The following is a 16,418-nucleotide window of genomic DNA, read 5'->3' as shown; positions in this document are numbered from 1 at the left end:
TACGCCATGACGATCACCTCCCGGGGCATCGGCCTGCTCGTCGGTGCCTGCCTCCTGCTGCTGCTCGGATTCCGGTTCGGTTACCCCGAGCTGACCCTGCTCGGTACGGCCGCGGCGATCGCTGTCGGCTGCGCGGTCGGTGCCGCCGCCTGGCGGCCCCGGCTCGGGGTGGACCGGCTCGCCGACCCGGACCGGGTCGGTCGCGGCGAACCGGCGACGATGACGCTGACGATCCGCAACGGCGGCCGGGTCCGTTCGGCGAACCTGATCGCCGAGGACCGGTGCGGCAACCGCCCGGTGCCGGTGCCCCTGCTGCGGCTGCGTCCCGGCCGGGACACCACGGTCAGCTACCCGGTGCCGACCCACCGCCGGGGTGTGGTGCCGGTCGGACCGCTGCGGGTCACCGGCCGCGACGCCCTGGGGCTGGTGGTGGTCGCCCGCGCGCACGGCGACGTGGCCCGGGTGTGGGTGCATCCGCGGATCCACCCGCTGACCGCCGTGCCCGCGGGGGTGGCGCGCAGCATGGACGGTCGGGTCGACCGGGTGCCGCACGGGTCGATCACCTTCGACTCGCTGCGTGAGTACGTGGTCGGCGACGAGCTGCGCCGGGTGCACTGGCGGACCAGCGCGCGGATCGGTGAGCTGATGGTCCGGGAGAATCTCGACACCAGCCTGCCGCAGCTGGTGGTCCTGCTCGACGACCGGGCCGCGGCACATCCGGTGGTTGTCGACGGGGTGGCGGAGAGTTTCGAGTCGGCCTGCGAGGCGGCCGCGTCGGTGGTGGCCGCGGCCCGGCGGGAGGAACTTCCGGTCGCCCTGGTCCTGGTCGCCGATCCGGGGGCGGGTGACGACTTCCTGGACCGGCTGGCCGCCGCGGAGCTGCGTACGACGTCCCGGATCGTCAGCGAGGAACGGGAGCTGGCCGACGCGGGTGGTGAGCCGCTGCGTGCCGTACTCAACCGGCTGCGTCAGCAGCGGCTCGGCGACACCCTGGTCTTCCTGACCGGACCGGGTGGCCGCGACGACCTGGGGCAGCTCGGGACGCTGCGAGCGGCGTACCCGTCGGTGCTGGCCGCGGTCTTCGGTGATGCGGCGCGGACGCCCGCGCAACCGGCCGGGGTGCAGGTGCTCGACGTGGCCGACGGGGTCGAGTTCGCCGCCGAGTGGGACGGGGTACGCCGGTGGTGAGCCGGCCGAACATCGCCTCGCTGCTGCGGGCGATCCCGGTGCCGCTGGCGCTGATCGCCATGATCGGCCTGGCCGGTGCGGTTCTCGGCCGGGTGTACGCCGGTCCGCTGCTGGGTCAACTGCTGCTCGGCGCGGCGGTGGGTTCGGTCGGGGTGAGCGTCGCCGCCCGGCGTCTGCCGTCCTGGCTGGTCGCCCCGGTGTCGGTGCTGGCCATGGTCGGCTACACCGCGTTCGCGTTGCGGGTGGCGGCGCAGCGGGCGCAACTGCCCGGTGAGTTCGCCGACCTTGTCGCCGAGGCGGGCCGTAACGGCATTCCCCGGCTGCTCACCGCGATGATCCCGGTCGAGCCGGTGCCGGACACCGTGATCGTGCCGCTGGTCGCCACCTGGCTGGCCGGGCTGGCCGGGGCGGAGGTGGCGCTGCGCGCCGGTCGGGTGCTGCTCGGCTACACCGCACCGGCCCTGCTCTACGCGGGCGCCCTGTACCTGGTGGGTCCGAACGCGGAGCCGGCGATCTGGTGGACGGTGGCTTTCGCCGCTGCCGGCGCGATCGGGTTGGCCGTGCCGGCGGTGGCAGCCGTACCGGCGGCACCGGGCGGTGACGAGACGATGGTCTCCCCCGCGGTACGGGCCGCGATCCGGGTACGGATGCTCGCCGGCACCGCCGCCGGGGTGGTGCTGGTGGTCGGGCTAGCCGCGTTGCTGGCGCCGGTGGTCGCCGGTCGGGTCGGCGGCGCGCCGGTCGATCCGCGCCGCTATGTGCAACCGCCCCAGGTGGACAGTCTGGACGAGAACCCGCTGATCCGGATCTCCGGTTGGGCGTTGAACCCCGACCAGAAGCTGCTCGACCTGCGTACCACTGGTGCGGCGGTGCCGGCCGACGATGCCGTCCCGCCGGCCGGGGACGGCGACCCGCCCGAGCAGCCCGGCGACGAGGACCAGGAAACCGGTGGCCGGGTGGGTAACCCGGGCCCGGCTGCGGGGTCCCCCCTGGACCAGGGGGTACGTCTCCGGCTCGCGGTGCTCAGCGACTACGACGGGGTCACCTGGCGGGTCGGCGCGACGTACCGCAACGCGGGGCGGATCCTGCCCCCGGTGCAGTCGCCGCCGAACGTCACCGTGGACCGGGTCCAGCAGGAGGTCACCATCGGTGAGCTGGCCGGGCGGCTGCTGCCGGCGATGCCGACGCCTCGGGAGGTCGCCGGGGCGCGGGTCGCGTACGACCAGGGCAGCGGGACGCTGATCCGGCCGGAGGGGCTGACGCCGGGGCTGCGGTACACGGTCACCTCCGCCCGTGAGCGCCCCGAGTCGAACCTGCTCGCCTCGGCCAACGTACCGGCGGGTGAGCAGGTGGTACGGGTGCTGCGGGTCGCCGACGGGGTGCCCGATCCGGTCCGGCGGCTCGCCGACCAGTTGGCCACCGACAACGGGGCCCCGTACTCGCGGGCGATGGCGATCGAGGAGTTCCTCGCCGAGCACTACCGTCTCGTCGCGGACGCACCGAGCGGGCACGCGTACCCGAATCTGAACTTCTTCCTGTTCGGACCCCGTGACGGCGGTGGCCAGCGGGGCACGTCGGAGCAGTTCGCGGCCTCGTTCGCGGTGCTCGGCCGACTGATGGGCCTGCCGACCCGGGTGGTGGTCGGTTTCCACTCGGCGACCGGCGAGGGCCCGGTCACCGGCGGCGACGCGTACGCCTGGCCGGAGGTGCTCTTCGACGGGCTCGGCTGGGTGGCGTTCGATCCGCTGCCGCGCCCGGACACCGAACCACGGGCGGTCGAGGAGGACTTCACCCCGAAACCGCAGGAACCGCCGCCGGTGCCCGACGAACCGGCGCCGGCCGTCACACCGACGCCGCAGGCCAGCGCCGGACCGGCCGCCGCCCCGGCCGGCGGCTCCGGCCCGTCGCTGCCGGTGCTGGCCGGCGGCGGTTCGGGGGCGCTGCTGCTGGTGCTGCTCGTTTTCGTGCTGGCGGTCACGATCATGCGGCGGGGGCTGCGGCGGCGCCGGCTCGACCAGGGCAGCCCGGCGGAACGGATCGCCGGGGCGTGGCGGGAGGTGACCGACGCACTGCGGCTGGCCGGTCACCCGGTAGCGGTCCACCTGGACGCGACCGAGGTGGCGGCGTACGCGGCCCGCGTCGGCGCGGATCCCGCCGCACCGCCGTCACCCGTGCGGCCGACGGCCGCGTCGTCGACGAAGCGACGCCCGTCACCGAGGCCGCGCCCCACCCCACCACCCGCGCCGGAGCAGCCCCGAACGACAGTGCCGCCGATCGACGAGTTGGCCACCCTGGTCAACGTGGCCACGTTCGCGCCCGGCACCGCCGACGACGAGCAGGCCCGGCGGGCCGGCGCACTCGCGGTCGCGTACGCCACCGCGCTGCGGGCGGTCCGGCCCTGGTGGCGGCGGCTGCTCTGGTCGCTGCACCCCGGCCCGCTGCGCTGGCGCCGCTGACCCCCGCCCCGGCAACGGCGCCGCAGGTGGTGTCGACGGCGGGAGGTGCTACCCGACACCACACCTGCCGTTGCGGCTGGTCCGGCGCGGGTCGGCCCGTGCTCAGCCGCCGTCGACGGCCGCCGTGCCGACGGTCACTTCCGCCGACGGGTGCACCTGACCGGGAATGGCCGCCGTCACCTGCGCCGCGGACTGCACCGGGCCGAGTTGGGAGATCAGGGTGGCGAGCGGGGCGAGCCCGCCGGTGGCGAGTTCGGGGGTGGGCAGCAGCGCGATGACCGGTACGTCCACTCCGGCCTCGGCGTAGTTGCCGACCTGCGCGCGGCACTCCTCCGGCGGCCCGTGCAGGATCAGCGCGTCGACCAGTTCGTCCGGCACCGCCGCACTGGCCGCTCGGCGGTCACCGGCGTCCCAGGCCTGCCAGACCGGGCTGAGGACGGACTCCCGGCCGAGCCAGCGGTGGAATTCCGCGTACGCCGGCACGGTCAGATAGGTCGTGATCATCCGCCGGCCGAGGTTGCGGGCGTACTCGACGTCCTCGGTCGGGCAGACGAAGATCCGGGCGGTGACCTCGAACCCGGCCCTGCGTTCGCCGAGTTCGGCGAGCACCCGCGGCACGTCGGTGGCGGCCAGCCAGTTGAGGATCACCCCGTCCGCCTCGGCACTGGCCAGCCGGAGCATCCGTGGGCGTAGGGCGGCGAGCAGGATCGGCGGCGGGACGGCCGGCGGTCGTTCCAGCCGGAACCGGTGTACGGCGAAGGTGTCGTAGACCTCGTCGACCGCCTCTGCGCGCAGGGCCGCCCGCAGGAACCGCAGCATGTCGCGGGTACGCCGGTACGGGTCGACGAAGTCGACCGCGTTCCAGTCCCCCACCACCACCGGCGACGAGGCGCCGATACCGAGCGCGAAGCGCCCCGGTGCGGCCTCGGCCAGCGCCGCCGCGGTCATCGCCAGCAGCCCGGGGCCGCGGGTGAACACCGGTGCGATCGCCGTACCGAGGCGCAGGTCGGGACGCCAGGCGGCGGCCAGGGCGAGCGGGGTGAACGCGTCCGCCCCGTTCACCTCCGCCGACCACAGGTCGGTGAAGCCGGCCTCGGCGAGCGCGGTGTAGACCGCGGCGTGGTCAGCCAGCGGCACCCCGCTGAACGGCACCGTCATACCCCAACGTTTCGTCACCGGTCGATCGTGCCCGGTAATCGGGGGCACGGGCAATATCTCCCCGCTGTCCATCCCGGCCGGTCCGTCACACCAGGTCCGCGGCGGTGCCCGCCGGGTTGTAGCCTCACCGCGTGACTTTCTCGATCGTGGCGCGTTCGGACGACGGGCGGCTGCACGGCGTCGCCGTGGCCAGTAAGTTCCTCGCCGCCGGTGCGGTGGTGCCGGTTGCCGAGGCCGAGGTGGGAGCGCTGGCCACCCAGGCGCACGCGAACCTGGCGTACGGGCCGCAGGGGCTGGCGCTGCTGCGTACGGGGCTCGGGGCGGCGGACGTGATCGCCGGTCTGGTCGCCGCCGACTCCGGTCGCGCCTCCCGGCAGCTCGGTGTTGTCGACGCCGACGGCGGTGCCGCCACCTACACCGGCGACGACTGTCACGACTGGGCCGGTGGGCAGGCCGGCGACGGCTGGGCCGCGCAGGGCAACATCCTGGTCGGCCCGGAGGTGGTCGACGCGATCCGGGACACCTGGTTGGGCGGCGACACCGGGCGGCGGTTCGCGCAACGGCTGGTCGACGCGTTGCGCGCCGGTGACCTGGCCGGCGGTGACCGGCGGGGGCGGCAGAGCGCAGGGCTGCTGGTGGTCGCCAAACGCGGCGGGTACGGCGGCGGCAGCGACGTCGTGGTGGACCTGCGGGTGGACGACCATCCGGATCCGGTGGCGGAGTTGGCCCGGCTGCTGGACGTACACATCATGCTGTTCGAGAAGCCGGATCCGCAGACGCTGCTCGACCTGACCGGTGAGCTGGCCGCCGAGGTCGGGGCCCTGCTCACGGCGGCGGGGCACGCCCCGGCGGACGCCGGTGACGCGGCCGTCGACGCCGCGTTGACGGACTGGGCCGGGGTGGAGAACCTGGAGGAGCGGATGGTGCCGGGCCGGATCGACCCGGTGGTCCTGGCCCACCTGCGCGGTCGTCCCTGACCGGCGCCGGACCTGACCGCCGCCTGGTCGGCCCCCGCCGGACCAGTCCGGCGTCCTATCGGGCCTCGCGGCCCAGTTCGGCGCGGAGCAGGCTGTAGACGACGCCGTCGTGCCATCGTCCGTCGCGGAAACCGGCGCCGCGCAGCACGCCCTCGCGGGTGAAGCCGGCCTTCTCCACGGAGCGTTGCTCGGCCACGTTGCCGATCTCGGTGGTGGCCTCGACCCGGTTCACCAGGGTGTGGGCGAACAGGTATTCGGCGAGCAGCCGCTGGGCCCGGGCGCCGTGGCCCCGGCCTCTCGCCTCGGGTGCGAGCAGGACGCCGATGTTCCAGTAGAAGGCGTTCCGGTTGGCGATGACCTTGCGCCAGGAGACCAGGCCGAGCCGGTCGTCCCCGGCGGCGACGATGAGGACACCGCCGTCGTTGCCCAGTAACCCGTTCTCGTCCCACCGTCTGCGGTAGACGTGCGGGTCGTAGAAGCCGTACCACTGGTGCTCGCCGCTCCCGACGGGATCGTTGATCAGGTGGTGCAAGAAGGACAGGTCGCCTTCGAGTACGGGCCGCAGCGCTATCTCGTCTCCCACGCGCTCGACGTTACCGGCGTACGTGGACCTCTGCTCTTAACAACCTTTACTGAATCCTTGACATTGGACCCCTTTTATCGAAAGACTCCGATGCAGAGAGCGCTCTCTTTCCTCTTGACTCCCCCCAGTCAGCACGCTCGGCCACGTCCCCGCAGTCCCGGGGACGTGCGTCACCGTGCACGGAAGGACCCCTATGTTCCGTACGGTCAAGGCGCTCGGGATCGCGGCGGTGGCACTCACCGCGACCGCCCTCGCGCCGCCCGCGAGCTTCGCCGCGGACACCCCCGCACCCGGCACACCCGCCGCGACGACCCGGTTCGACATGGACCCCGGCATGGTCGCCGCGATGCGCCGCGACCTCGGGCTCGACGACGACCAGATCGCCGCCCGCCTGGCGACCGAGGCGGCGGCCCCGGCCGTGGAGAAACGGCTGCGCGAACGGCTCGGCTCCACGTTCGCCGGAGCCTGGATCCCGACCGGCGCCGACCGGCTGACGGTCGCGGTCACCGACCCGGCCGCGGCCACGGAGGTACGCGCGGCCGGCGCGGACGCACGGGTCGTCGCGCGCAGCGCCGCCGACCTCGACGCCGTACATGCCAAACTCGACCGCAACGCGGCGACGCTGCGCGGCGGCCCGGTCCACGGCTGGTACGTCGACGTCGCCACCAACAGCGTCGTCGTCACCGCCGGCCCCGGCGGCACGGCAGCGGCCAGGGCGTACGCCGAGGCCAGCGGCGCGGGCGCGGTCACCGTCGTCGAGACCGCCGAGGCACCCCGACCGATGTACGACATCCGCGGCGGCGACCAGTACGTCATCAACGGCAACACGCTCTGCTCGGTCGGCTTCGCCGTCGCCGGTGGCTTCGTCAGCGCCGGACACTGCGGCGGCACGGGCAGCCCGACTCTCGGCTACAACAACGTCTCCCAGGGCAACTTCGCCGGCTCGTCGTTCCCGGGCAACGACTACGCGTGGATCCGGACCAACGCCTCGTGGACACCGCAGCCGTGGGTCAACAACTACTCCGGTGGCAACGTGCTCGTCGCCGGCTCGCAGGACGCCGCGATCGGCAGCTCGGTCTGCCGCTCCGGGCGTACGACGGGGTGGCGCTGCGGCACCATCCTCGGCCGCAACGAGACCATCGTCTACGCCCAGGGCGCCGTCTCCGGTCTGTCCCGCAGCAACGCGTGCGCCGAGCCGGGAGACTCCGGCGGCTCGTGGATCTCCGGCAACCAGGCCCAGGGCGTCACCTCCGGCGGTACGGGTAACTGTTCGTCCGGCGGCACCATGTGGTTCCAGCCGGTCAACGAGATCCTCGGCGTCTACGGCCTCTCGCTGACCACCTCCGGCGGCGGCGGGGGCAGCACCAGTGCGCTGGTCAGCAACTGGAACAACAGGTGCATCGACGTACCGAACTCGAACTTCTCCGACGGGGTCCTGCTGCAGATGTGGGGCTGCAACTCCACCAACGCGCAGCGGTGGACCTTCGTCAACGGCATGCTGCAGACCTCGAACAACAAGTGCATGGACGTCGCGTGGGGCTCGACCGCGAACGGCGCGGCGATCCAGATCGTCACGTGCAGCGGCAACCCGGCCCAGCAGTTCGTCCTCTCCGCCGCCGGCGACCTGGTCAACCCGCAGGCCAACAAGTGCGTCGACATCAAGGACTGGAACTCGGGAGACGGGGCACAGTTGCAACTGTGGGAGTGCGCCGGCACCGCCAACCAGAAGTGGCGACGCGGCTGACGTAACAACCCCGACGCGAGATCGCCCGCCGGTCGGACTACCGACCGGCGGGCGACTTGCGTACGCGACGATCGGGCGAGCACCGCGCCCCGGGCGGCGAGCCCGGTCAGCCGTTGTGCCGGGGCACCACGCGGTGCACGCTGACCAGCAACAACGACATCATCAGGCTGGCCGTACCGGCGATCGCCGCGGCGCCGCCCAGGTACGCGTCGAAAAGCCTCGGCCGGTTCAGCTCCTCGACCGGGATGCCCAGCACCTCGTCGGTCGAGTAGAGCGCGTACCCGGCGACGGCCAGCAGCGCCAACCCGGCCAGCCCGAACAGAGTCACCGCCCGCCAGTGCGCGTCCCCCGGCTCCACCTGGGCATCCTCCCGCTGGAAGATCAGCAGCAGGATGCCGGCGACGGCGGCCCACGCGCCCACGATGAGCAGCGAGGCGACCGCGTCACTCGGGCGGTGCCAACCCGCCGACAGGGTGGCCACCCCGGCGAGCGCCGTGTACGCGACAGCGAGCAACGCACCCCAGGCGCGGACCCGGGGCGGCAGCACCAGCACCAGCGCCACCGCGACCGCGGCGGCGATCGTGGTGTGCCCGCTGGGCAGGCTGTTACCGGCGGCGGCCCGTTCCGGGTCGACACCGAAGTCCGGCCGGTGGATGACGTACTTGGCCACCTGGGTGGTGACGTTCGCCCCGACGACGAGCAGGGTGGCGACCACGGCCAGCGCGACCCGGCCCCGGATCAAAGCGATGAAACCGATCACCAGGGTGGCGGCGACCAGGGAGACCACCGACATCGCGTCGAGTACGGTGCCGACCAGCCCGTCGATCCGATCCTGGCCGATCTTGTTGCCGGTGAGTGCGATGGTGTCGAGTAGTTGACCGTGTTCGGTGCGTACGGCGAACCGCCAGAGCAGCACGAACGCGGCCCCCTGGACAGCGGTCAGCAGAACCAGCCAAGCCACCGTCAACGCCGTTCTGCGCCCATGCATCCGGTCACCGTAACGAACTCCCGAAGCACGGCAACTCGGCGGTCGAATCGCCGGGACGGAGCCGAGCAGACCACCGGGACAACCGCCGGTGCGCAGTCGTCCCGGAGGATCCGGCGAGCCGTCACCGCAAGATCTGAGAGGGTCTCCGGGTGACCATAAGTTAGGCTCCCCTAAGACTTGCGGAGGTGGTCGATGGCATCCGACCGGGACCGGCCGGAATCCCTCGCCGACCTGCTCGGCGGGCGGCGAGGCGGCTGGGACGCCACCGTGCCGCCGGTTGCCTTCGGCGCCGGCTGGCTGCTCTCCGGCGGCTCGATCTGGTACGGCACCCTCGCCGCACTGGTCGTCGGGGTCGCGGTCGCCGGCTGGCGGCTGCGCCGGGGCGACCGGCCGGCGTCGGTGCTGGTCGGCCTGCTCGCCGTCTGCGTCGCCGCCCTCGTCGTCCTGCGCACCGGCCGGGCCAGCGACTTCTTCCTGCTGCAACTCGTGTCCAATGCGGCCAGCGCACTCGCCTGGTCGGTCAGCATCCTGTTGCGCTGGCCGCTGCTCGGTGTGGTCGTCGGCACCCTGCTCGGCCAGCGTGGACGCTGGCGGCGCGACCCGGACCTGCTGCGCGCGTACGGGCGGGGCAGCTGGGTGTGGGTGTGCCAGTACCTGATCCGGCTGGCGGTCTTCGTCCCGCTCTACGCCGCCGACCAGGTGGTGGCGCTGGTCGGCGCGCGGGTGGCGCTGACCTGGCCGCTGGTCGCCGCCTGCGTCGCGGTGAGCTGGTGGGTGATCCGGCGGACCCTACCGGCCGACCATCCCGGGCTGCGGCATCCGGTCGAGCCGGCGCCGACCACGGCGCACCGGTAGCTCGCCGGCAGGGACACGGATCGAGCGGAGATAGACGGAGAGGCCGCCACGGGGGGAGCGGCCTCTCCGTGAAGAAACGGTACATCGCAGCGGAGCCAGGCGCGAGTCGGGAAAGCGCTGGGCGCCAATCATTCATCCGTACGGTAGGTGGAACCGGGCGGGTGACACCGTGGTGCCACCCGCCCGGGGGTCGTACGCCGGCGGTCGTGCCGGGGGTGGTGAGCCGGCCGGTTCGCTGCGTTGGCCAAGCCGGCCGGCTCACCACTGATTGGCCTGACCGTGGGAATCAGGCCGCTCGGGGAGGGTCAGCCGTTCGGGAAGAGGCTGCCGAAGTCGGCGAACGCCATCGCGATGTCGGACTGGGCCCAGAATCGGTGGTAGTTGAACGTGGGTGCCGCACCTCCGTTGAGGTACGCCTGGACCTTCGGCCAGTCCGGGTCGTTGCGGTAGAACGACCGGATGTCCACGAAGCTCTTGCCCGCGGCGATCACGTCACCGTTGGGCATGTCGCCGGTCCAGTTCGGCGGCAGGTAGAGGCCCTGCCCGGTGGAGGCGTTGTACACGTCGTCGAACCGCTGGTAGTCGGTCCGGGTCTCGGTGGTCGAGATGCCCTTCGACTCGGCGTGCGCGTACATCGCGTCGAGCAGGCCCTTGGCGGTGGTCTTCGCGGCCGTGTCGCCGGACTTGGCCGCGTACCACATCAGGGTCCGGGCGTACGCCGCACCGACACCGACGTCGGTGCCCTTGGCGGTCACCGTGACGTGCAGGTTGGTGTTCGCCGCCGGGCTGGTGGGGTTCCAGGTCGCCGGGGCACCGCTCCACGACATGTCGGACGGGATCTGGAAGTTCCCGCCGGTGCCGATGGTGGTGTTGGCGATCGCCCACGGCACCCACTTGTCCAGGATGGCCTTGGCCTTGGCGTTGCCGGTCACGTAGTACAGCTCGGCGACCCGGTGCAGCGACCAGACCTGCATACCGAACCAACCGTTGCTGCCCGGGTCCTCGTAGACCGGGTGGTCGTCGTAGAACATGCCGTAGAAGGTCGGCTTGCCGGCCGGCGGCTGGGCGTACGCACCGTCCCAGCTGTTCGTCGCCCCACCGGCGATGGCACCCTCGGCGGACTGCAACCACTGGTAGAACTCCAGCTGCCGGTTCATGCTGTTGGTCCAGTCCGTCACGGCGGTCGCCGAACGCGGCCGCAGTTCCGGGACGTTGGTCAACGCCCAGGCGGTGAACGGGTTCTGGTAGCCGAAGTGGTTGTGGCTGGAACCGATCCGCCACGACCAGCCGGCCGCCGGGTCGGTGGCGCCGCCCCAGGCGTAGTACCAGGACATCAGGTAGTGCGCGGAGTCCTTGCCGGTACCGGCCGGGCAGGTGGTCGGCCCGACACAGTTGCCGATCCGCTTGAAGTACTTGTCGTACATGGCGTAGCGCAGGTAGTCGCCCATCTTGGCCGCCTTGGCCACGGTGGCCGCCACGTCGGCCTGCTTGTTCTGCTCCTTCGCCCAGGTCAGCGCCCAGTACGCGGCCTGGATGGCACGCGCGTCGGCGTCCGGGGCGTTGGTGTACTTCCACTGCTTCGCCGGCGCACCCGAGTCGGCGATGGAGATGTCCAGGAAGCCGTTCGGGCCGCCGTGGACGAACGTGTCGCAGGACGGCTGCGGCACGGTCTCCCACACCGACTCCTGCGGACCCCGCTGGAAGGTGTTGATGTACGCCGGCCGGGTGGTCCCGTCACCGCAGCGGCCGAAGCCGTACGTGTTGTCGACGTCGAGCAGCCAGTGCATGCCGTAGATGTCGCCGGTGCCGTAGGTCGACTGCAACTCGTTGCGCAGCGGGTCGACGCCCACCGGCACCGACGGCTGCAACTGCGACGGGTACTGGCTGGGCAGGTTGTACTCGGCCGCGTACTGCGGGGTGCCGGCCACGCCGGCGGTCGGCTGGTCGTTGTGCGACGGGATGATGTAGCGCTCCATCACCGTCCAGGCGTTGTTGAACGGGGCCCAGTTCTGGGTGGCCCGGCCGTACTGCGCCTCGAGCCAGATCCAGAAGCTGAACGCCTCGGAGGTGGTCTCGTGCCCGTGGTCGGGCGCCTCGACGATCAGCGTCTCGATCGAGTGGTACGGCACGCCCTCCGGGCTGAAGTAACCGGAGTTCTTGATTTTGCCGTACTGCTCCAGGAAGCGGGCGGTGTAGACGTTGTCGCCGCCGCCGGGGGTGTCGTTGTCGATCTCGGTGGCGACGATCGCCAGCGGCGCGTAACCGGTGGCCGAGGCGGTGATGGTGGCGGTGCCACCGGCGGTGTCGGTGTCCTCGGCCGCGGCCACGGTGAGGTTGACCCCGGTGTTCCAGTTCGCCGTGGTCAGCGTCGCCGACGTGGGCGTCACGGTGACGTCGGTGTCACCGGTACGGGCCAGCGTGACCGCCACGTTGCCGGTCGGCGCGGCACTGAGCTTCAGGTTCACCGGGGAGCTGCTTCCCTCGGTGACGTTCACCGAGGTCGGGGTGGCCACCAGCACCGGACCCGAGCCCGGCGTGACGGTGAAGGCCCGTTCCGCGGTCGCGGTCAGGTTCGCGTTGTCGTACGCGCGAGCCTGGACGGTGTAGCTGCCGGCCGGCTGGTCCTCCAGCAGATAGCTGTACGGCGCCGTGGTGTCGGTGTTGACCAGCAGCCCGTTGCGGTAGAACTCGACCTTCGCGATGGTGCCGTCGGGGTCGCTCGCGGTGGCGGTCAGCGGCACGTCGGCCGGGGCCACGAACGGCCCGGCCGGGACGCTGAGGGTCACCGTGGGCGGTTGCGGTGTGGTGGTGCCGCCGCAGGTGACGCCGTTGACCGAGAACGACGTGGGCTTGGCGTTGGTCCCGGAGTAGGAACCGTTGAAGCCGATGCTGGTGGAGGCGCCGGTGGCCAGGTTGCCGTTCCAGGACATGCTGGTGGCGGTGACCTGGGTGCCCGACTGGGTCCAGTTGGCCGACCAGCCCTGGGTGACCCGCTGGTTGCCGGGGAAGGCGAAGCGCAGGGTCCAGCCGTTGATCGGGTCGCCGGTGTTGCGGATGGTGACGTTGGCACTGAACCCGTTGTTCCAGTCGTTGGTCGCGTAGACCACGTCGCAGGCTGGTGCCGCTTGGGCGACGCCGGGGACGACGACCACGCCTAGCGCTGCCAGCACACCGGTGGCGAGGATCGCCACCCGGCGTCTACTTGCGATGAGCTTCATATGCTGACTTCTCCTCGCGGACCTGGCCGGGGCGTTGCCGCCTCGGCTGGGCGCCTCCGTGCGCGGGCTGGGGTGGTGAGGGTGCGCATGGGGTGGGAGGCGCCGGGGAAGGTGTTCGACCCGTCCCGGACCGGGGTCGGCGATCGACGGCCACGCGCCGGACGTGGCGGCTGTGGTCGGTGCTGGGCGCCGTACCGAAAAAGTGTCGGATGCCCTCGGCGGCCCGCGGTCGGCGTGGCTCCCGCTCCGCGATAATTCGACAGTCTTGCATGGGAGCGCTCCCGCAGCAAGCCGTCAACGGCCGCACTCCAACCGGGGACGGCCGGTCCACTGGTATTGACCTGCACCCATGGGCGATCAAGCCAGCACATTGGCGTTTCATCGACGTTGGTCAGATGTTTCGATCTTATTTTGGGTCTTTCACAAACCCGTGACGCGGGATACAGTCCAATCAAGTCGATGGGAGCGCTTCCATCGATAGCGATGTAAGTGCTTAGAACCTACAGCACCTACGGGAAGCATGGGATGAAGCGGCAACGCGACGCCCCTGACCTCCCGATCGGGCGCTGCCCGGTGCCCCCGGGACAGCGCTGACCGCTCAGCCGTGGGGCTGACGACGGGCCAGCCCGGACTCCGCCGTCAGCCGACTCACCACCGTCGAGAGGAGGTGGAACCAGAGCCACTCGCGTGGCCCGGCTCCCGCGCGACACGCACGACCTGGACGCCAATTCCGTTCGTGCGTGTGTGTAACTGATGGTGGGGACGGGGGTTGCCCTCCCCGTCCCCACGCTATACCCCCTTCGACAAGGGGGAAATAGGTCGACAGGACAGGCGCACCGCGCCCACCCGGTCGACCTGTTGCGTGCCCGGCGCCGAACGAGTCAGTCCGCCCCTGGCCGCGAGGGGCCCCGACGGCGTGGCCACCGGGCACGGGGGCGCGGGCGATGGACGAGGCCCAGCCCGAAGTCTTTCGCCAGCCGAACAACCCATACGCAAACCACCTGGGCAGCCGCTACCTTGTGATGGGAGCGCTCCCGGACGCGCCACTTCGCGGATGGGCCCCACACACGAGGAGACAAGCCATATGTCCGTACTGACCCGGCGCCACCTGCTGCGCCGCGCCGCGCTCTCCGCCAGCGCCGCAAGCGCGGCCCGCGTGAGCGCGGGCGCGTCCACGACGGCCGCCGTCGCGGCGAGCGCCGCCGTCACCGCCGCCTGCGACGCCGACACCGACTCCGACCGGGACCGCAGCCCGAGTCCGGAGACCCGGCTCGGCCTCCGCTTCCCGGACGGCTTCGGCTGGGGCGCGGCCACCTCGGCGTACCAGATCGAGGGGGCGGCCAAGGACGACGGGAGAGGCGAGTCCGTCTGGGACACGTTCAGCCACACCCCGGGCAAGATCCGGGGCGGGGACACCGGCGACGTCGCCGCGGACCACTACCACCGGTACGAGGCCGATCTCGACCTGATGCGGGACCTGGGGCTCAAGACGTACCGGTTCTCGATCTCCTGGTCCCGGATCCAGGCCGACGGTACCGGCGTGCCCAACCAGCGCGGACTCGATTTCTACCGGCGGTTGGTGGACGGGCTGCTGGCCCGCGACATCGCCCCGATGGCCACCCTCTTCCACTGGGACCTCCCCCAGTCGCTACAGGACGCCGGCGGCTGGGAAAACCGCGACGTCGCGTACCGCTTCGCCGACTACGCCGAGCACGTGTTCCGGGCGCTCGGCGAGAAGGTGCCGGTCTGGCTGACCGTCAACGAGCCCAAGACGGTGGTGCAGAACGGCTACCTGCACGGGCACCACGCCCCCGGCCACCGCGATCCCGACGCCGCCTACCTGGTCGCCCACCACCTGCAGCTCGGGCACGGGCTCGCCGTCGCGGCGCTGCGCGCCACCGGCAGCAAGACCCGGATCGGCCCCGCGCTGAACCTGCACCCCTGCTACCCCGCGGTCGAGGGTGCCGAGGCGGATGCGGCCACCCGGCTCTACGACGGCTACGAGAACCGGCTCTACCTGGACTCGATCTTCAAGGGCAGCTACCCCACCGACGTGCTCGACGACCTCGGACCGGACAGCCGCATGGTCAGGGCCATCCGCGACGGCGACCTGAAGACCATCTCCGCGCCGGTCGACCTGCTCGCCGTGCAGTACTACACCCCGATCTACGTCACCCCGGGCGGCGGCACCGTGCAGAAATGGCCCACCTCGGAGGCGCAGTGGCAGCAGATCTATCCCGACGGGATGTACGACATGCTCACCCGGGTACGCCGCGACTACGGTGACGTGCCGCTCACCGTCACCGAGAACGGCCTGCCCACCCCGGACCTGCTCGACGGCGACCGGGTCGACGACCCGGGCCGGATCGGCTTCCTGCGCGACCACCTCGCCGCCGCCCACCGGGCCATCGCCGACGGGGTACGGCTGGAGAGCTACCACGTCTGGTCGCTGCTGGACAACTTCGAGTGGGACCAGGGGTACGAGCAGCGCTGGGGCCTGATCTACGTCGACTACCCCACCCAGCGGCGCATCCTCAAGCGCAGCGCGCACTGGTACCGGCAGGTGATCAAGGACAACGAGGTCTGAGCACCCCCGGTCACGGAGGGCGCGTCCCGTAACCGGTACGCGCCCTCCCCGGCCCGATGTCGCTTGGGATACTGGCCCGGCCGGTCGCGCTACCGCGGCGGTGACGGCCCATCCTGGGGAGCGCATGGATTCAGGTTTCGAGGCGAGCAGCCGCCTCACCGCCTTCGGCAACCAGTTGATCGAAGTGCACATCTGGCTACGGGAACAGCTCGAAGACCTGCGCGACAACGTCGACGCCTACTTCGCGGGCGAGGGGCTGCCGCCACGCGACCTGCGGGCGTACTGCCTCGGCTTCTGCTCCGTACTGACCCGCCACCACCGGGGCGAGGACGGCCTGGCGTTCCCGGTCATCGCGCGGGAGTTTCCCGAGCTGCGCTCGGTGATCACGGAGCTGAAGACCGACCACAACCGGATCGACTGGATCCTGGGCAGCCTGCAGAAGCTCCTGGGCAACCTGCCGGCCGAGCCGGATCCGGCCACCGCCACCCGGGTACGGGAGGAACTGGAAGGGCTGGCGGCCATCATGGAGACACACTTCGTCTACGAGGAGAAGAAGCTGATCTCCGTACTGAACTCGATGGACGTGCCGGGGTGGCGCGCGAACCGACCGGAGTTCCTGCTCAGCGGGGACGACAACGGCGGGTGAACCGCCCGGGCACGATCG

The 16,418-nt window shown here is 71.7% G+C and carries 10 protein-coding genes and 1 pseudogene; 7 read left to right on the top strand and 4 right to left on the bottom strand.

The genetic code is table 11. The annotated features are described in order from the left end of the window. Positions 1-6: 6 nt before the first annotated feature. Both AB0J90_RS26155 and AB0J90_RS26150 read left to right on the top strand, forming a co-directional pair. Entirely contained in the window at positions 7-1,188 is a 1,182-nt protein-coding gene (locus AB0J90_RS26155; RefSeq protein ID WP_363600112.1) for a DUF58 domain-containing protein, read from the top strand. Then, positions 1,185-3,644 (top strand): DUF3488 and transglutaminase-like domain-containing protein, encoded by a 2,460-nt coding sequence (locus AB0J90_RS26150; RefSeq protein ID WP_363600110.1) that lies wholly within the window; start codon positions 1,185-1,187, stop codon positions 3,642-3,644. The genes AB0J90_RS26155 and AB0J90_RS26150 overlap by 4 nt, the downstream gene beginning before the upstream one ends. Before the next feature lie 201 nt (positions 3,645-3,845). Here the strand turns inward: AB0J90_RS26150 and AB0J90_RS26145 are convergent. Next, positions 3,846-4,802 (bottom strand): annotated as a pseudogene (locus AB0J90_RS26145) (LLM class F420-dependent oxidoreductase); the annotation flags it as partial. A gap of 131 nt (positions 4,803-4,933) precedes the next feature. On the opposite strand from AB0J90_RS26145, the gene AB0J90_RS26140 reads away from it, so the two are divergent. Next, the gene (locus tag AB0J90_RS26140) at positions 4,934-5,779 is read left to right on the top strand and encodes a DUF1028 domain-containing protein (protein WP_363600108.1); all 846 of its coding nucleotides are present in this window, start codon (positions 4,934-4,936) and stop codon (positions 5,777-5,779) included. 55 nt (positions 5,780-5,834) lie between these two features. Here AB0J90_RS26140 and AB0J90_RS26135 read toward each other — a convergent pair whose 3' ends face one another. Continuing rightward, positions 5,835-6,362: a GNAT family protein gene (locus AB0J90_RS26135; RefSeq protein WP_363600106.1), complete on the bottom strand. Its 528-nt coding sequence runs from the start codon at positions 6,360-6,362 to the stop codon at positions 5,835-5,837. Between the two features lie 193 nt (positions 6,363-6,555). Between AB0J90_RS26135 and AB0J90_RS26130 the strand changes: the two genes are divergently transcribed. Next, positions 6,556-8,106 (top strand): ricin-type beta-trefoil lectin domain protein, encoded by a 1,551-nt coding sequence (locus tag AB0J90_RS26130; protein ID WP_363600104.1) that lies wholly within the window; start codon positions 6,556-6,558, stop codon positions 8,104-8,106. Between the two features lie 106 nt (positions 8,107-8,212). Here the strand turns inward: AB0J90_RS26130 and AB0J90_RS26125 are convergent, their stop codons facing one another. Beyond that, positions 8,213-9,094 (bottom strand): phosphatase PAP2 family protein, encoded by an 882-nt coding sequence (locus AB0J90_RS26125; protein WP_363600102.1) that lies wholly within the window; start codon positions 9,092-9,094, stop codon positions 8,213-8,215. Positions 9,095-9,286: 192 nt separating this feature from the next. Here AB0J90_RS26125 and AB0J90_RS26120 point away from each other — a divergent pair, with 192 nt between their 5' ends. Continuing rightward, a complete protein-coding gene (locus AB0J90_RS26120) occupies positions 9,287-9,949 on the top strand; it encodes a DUF3159 domain-containing protein (RefSeq protein ID WP_363600100.1) in 663 nt (220 codons plus the stop codon). Between the two features lie 305 nt (positions 9,950-10,254). Here AB0J90_RS26120 and AB0J90_RS26115 read toward each other — a convergent pair whose 3' ends face one another. Next, on the bottom strand, positions 10,255-13,158 hold the full coding sequence (locus tag AB0J90_RS26115; protein WP_363600296.1) for a glycoside hydrolase family 48 protein: 2,904 nt from the start codon (positions 13,156-13,158) through the stop codon (positions 10,255-10,257). A 1,093-nt stretch (positions 13,159-14,251) separates the two neighbouring features. On the opposite strand from AB0J90_RS26115, the gene AB0J90_RS26110 reads away from it, so the two are divergent. Both AB0J90_RS26110 and AB0J90_RS26105 read left to right on the top strand, forming a co-directional pair. After that, positions 14,252-15,754 carry a GH1 family beta-glucosidase gene (locus AB0J90_RS26110; protein WP_363600098.1) on the top strand — a complete coding sequence of 501 codons (1,503 nt, stop codon included), beginning with the start codon at positions 14,252-14,254 and terminating at the stop codon, positions 15,752-15,754. Between the two features lie 124 nt (positions 15,755-15,878). After that, positions 15,879-16,400, top strand: coding sequence for a hemerythrin domain-containing protein (locus AB0J90_RS26105; RefSeq protein WP_363600096.1), 522 nt, complete (start codon positions 15,879-15,881; stop codon positions 16,398-16,400). The last annotated feature ends 18 nt before the right edge of the window (positions 16,401-16,418 follow it).

Origin of the sequence: Micromonospora sp. NPDC049523, assembly GCF_040676775.1 — a bacterium.
GTDB lineage: Bacteria > Actinomycetota > Actinomycetes > Mycobacteriales > Micromonosporaceae > Micromonospora_G.
The sequence above is the reverse complement of the archived record's forward strand: the minus strand, read 5'-3'. Positions and strand labels throughout refer to the sequence as shown.

Bases quoted from the DNA above. Each gene is read 5' to 3' on its own strand.
- AB0J90_RS26120 (WP_363600100.1), top strand. From the start codon at position 9,287: ATGGCATCCGACCGGGACCGGCCGGAATCCCTCGCCGACCTGCTCGGC.
- AB0J90_RS26110 (WP_363600098.1), top strand. From the start codon at position 14,252: ATGTCCGTACTGACCCGGCGCCACCTGCTGCGCCGCGCCGCGCTCTCC.
- AB0J90_RS26105 (WP_363600096.1), top strand. From the start codon at position 15,879: ATGGATTCAGGTTTCGAGGCGAGCAGCCGCCTCACCGCCTTCGGCAAC.
- AB0J90_RS26155 (WP_363600112.1), top strand. From the start codon at position 7: ATGACGATCACCTCCCGGGGCATCGGCCTGCTCGTCGGTGCCTGCCTC.
- AB0J90_RS26125 (WP_363600102.1), bottom strand. From the start codon at position 9,094: ATGCATGGGCGCAGAACGGCGTTGACGGTGGCTTGGCTGGTTCTGCTG.
- AB0J90_RS26130 (WP_363600104.1), top strand. From the start codon at position 6,556: ATGTTCCGTACGGTCAAGGCGCTCGGGATCGCGGCGGTGGCACTCACC.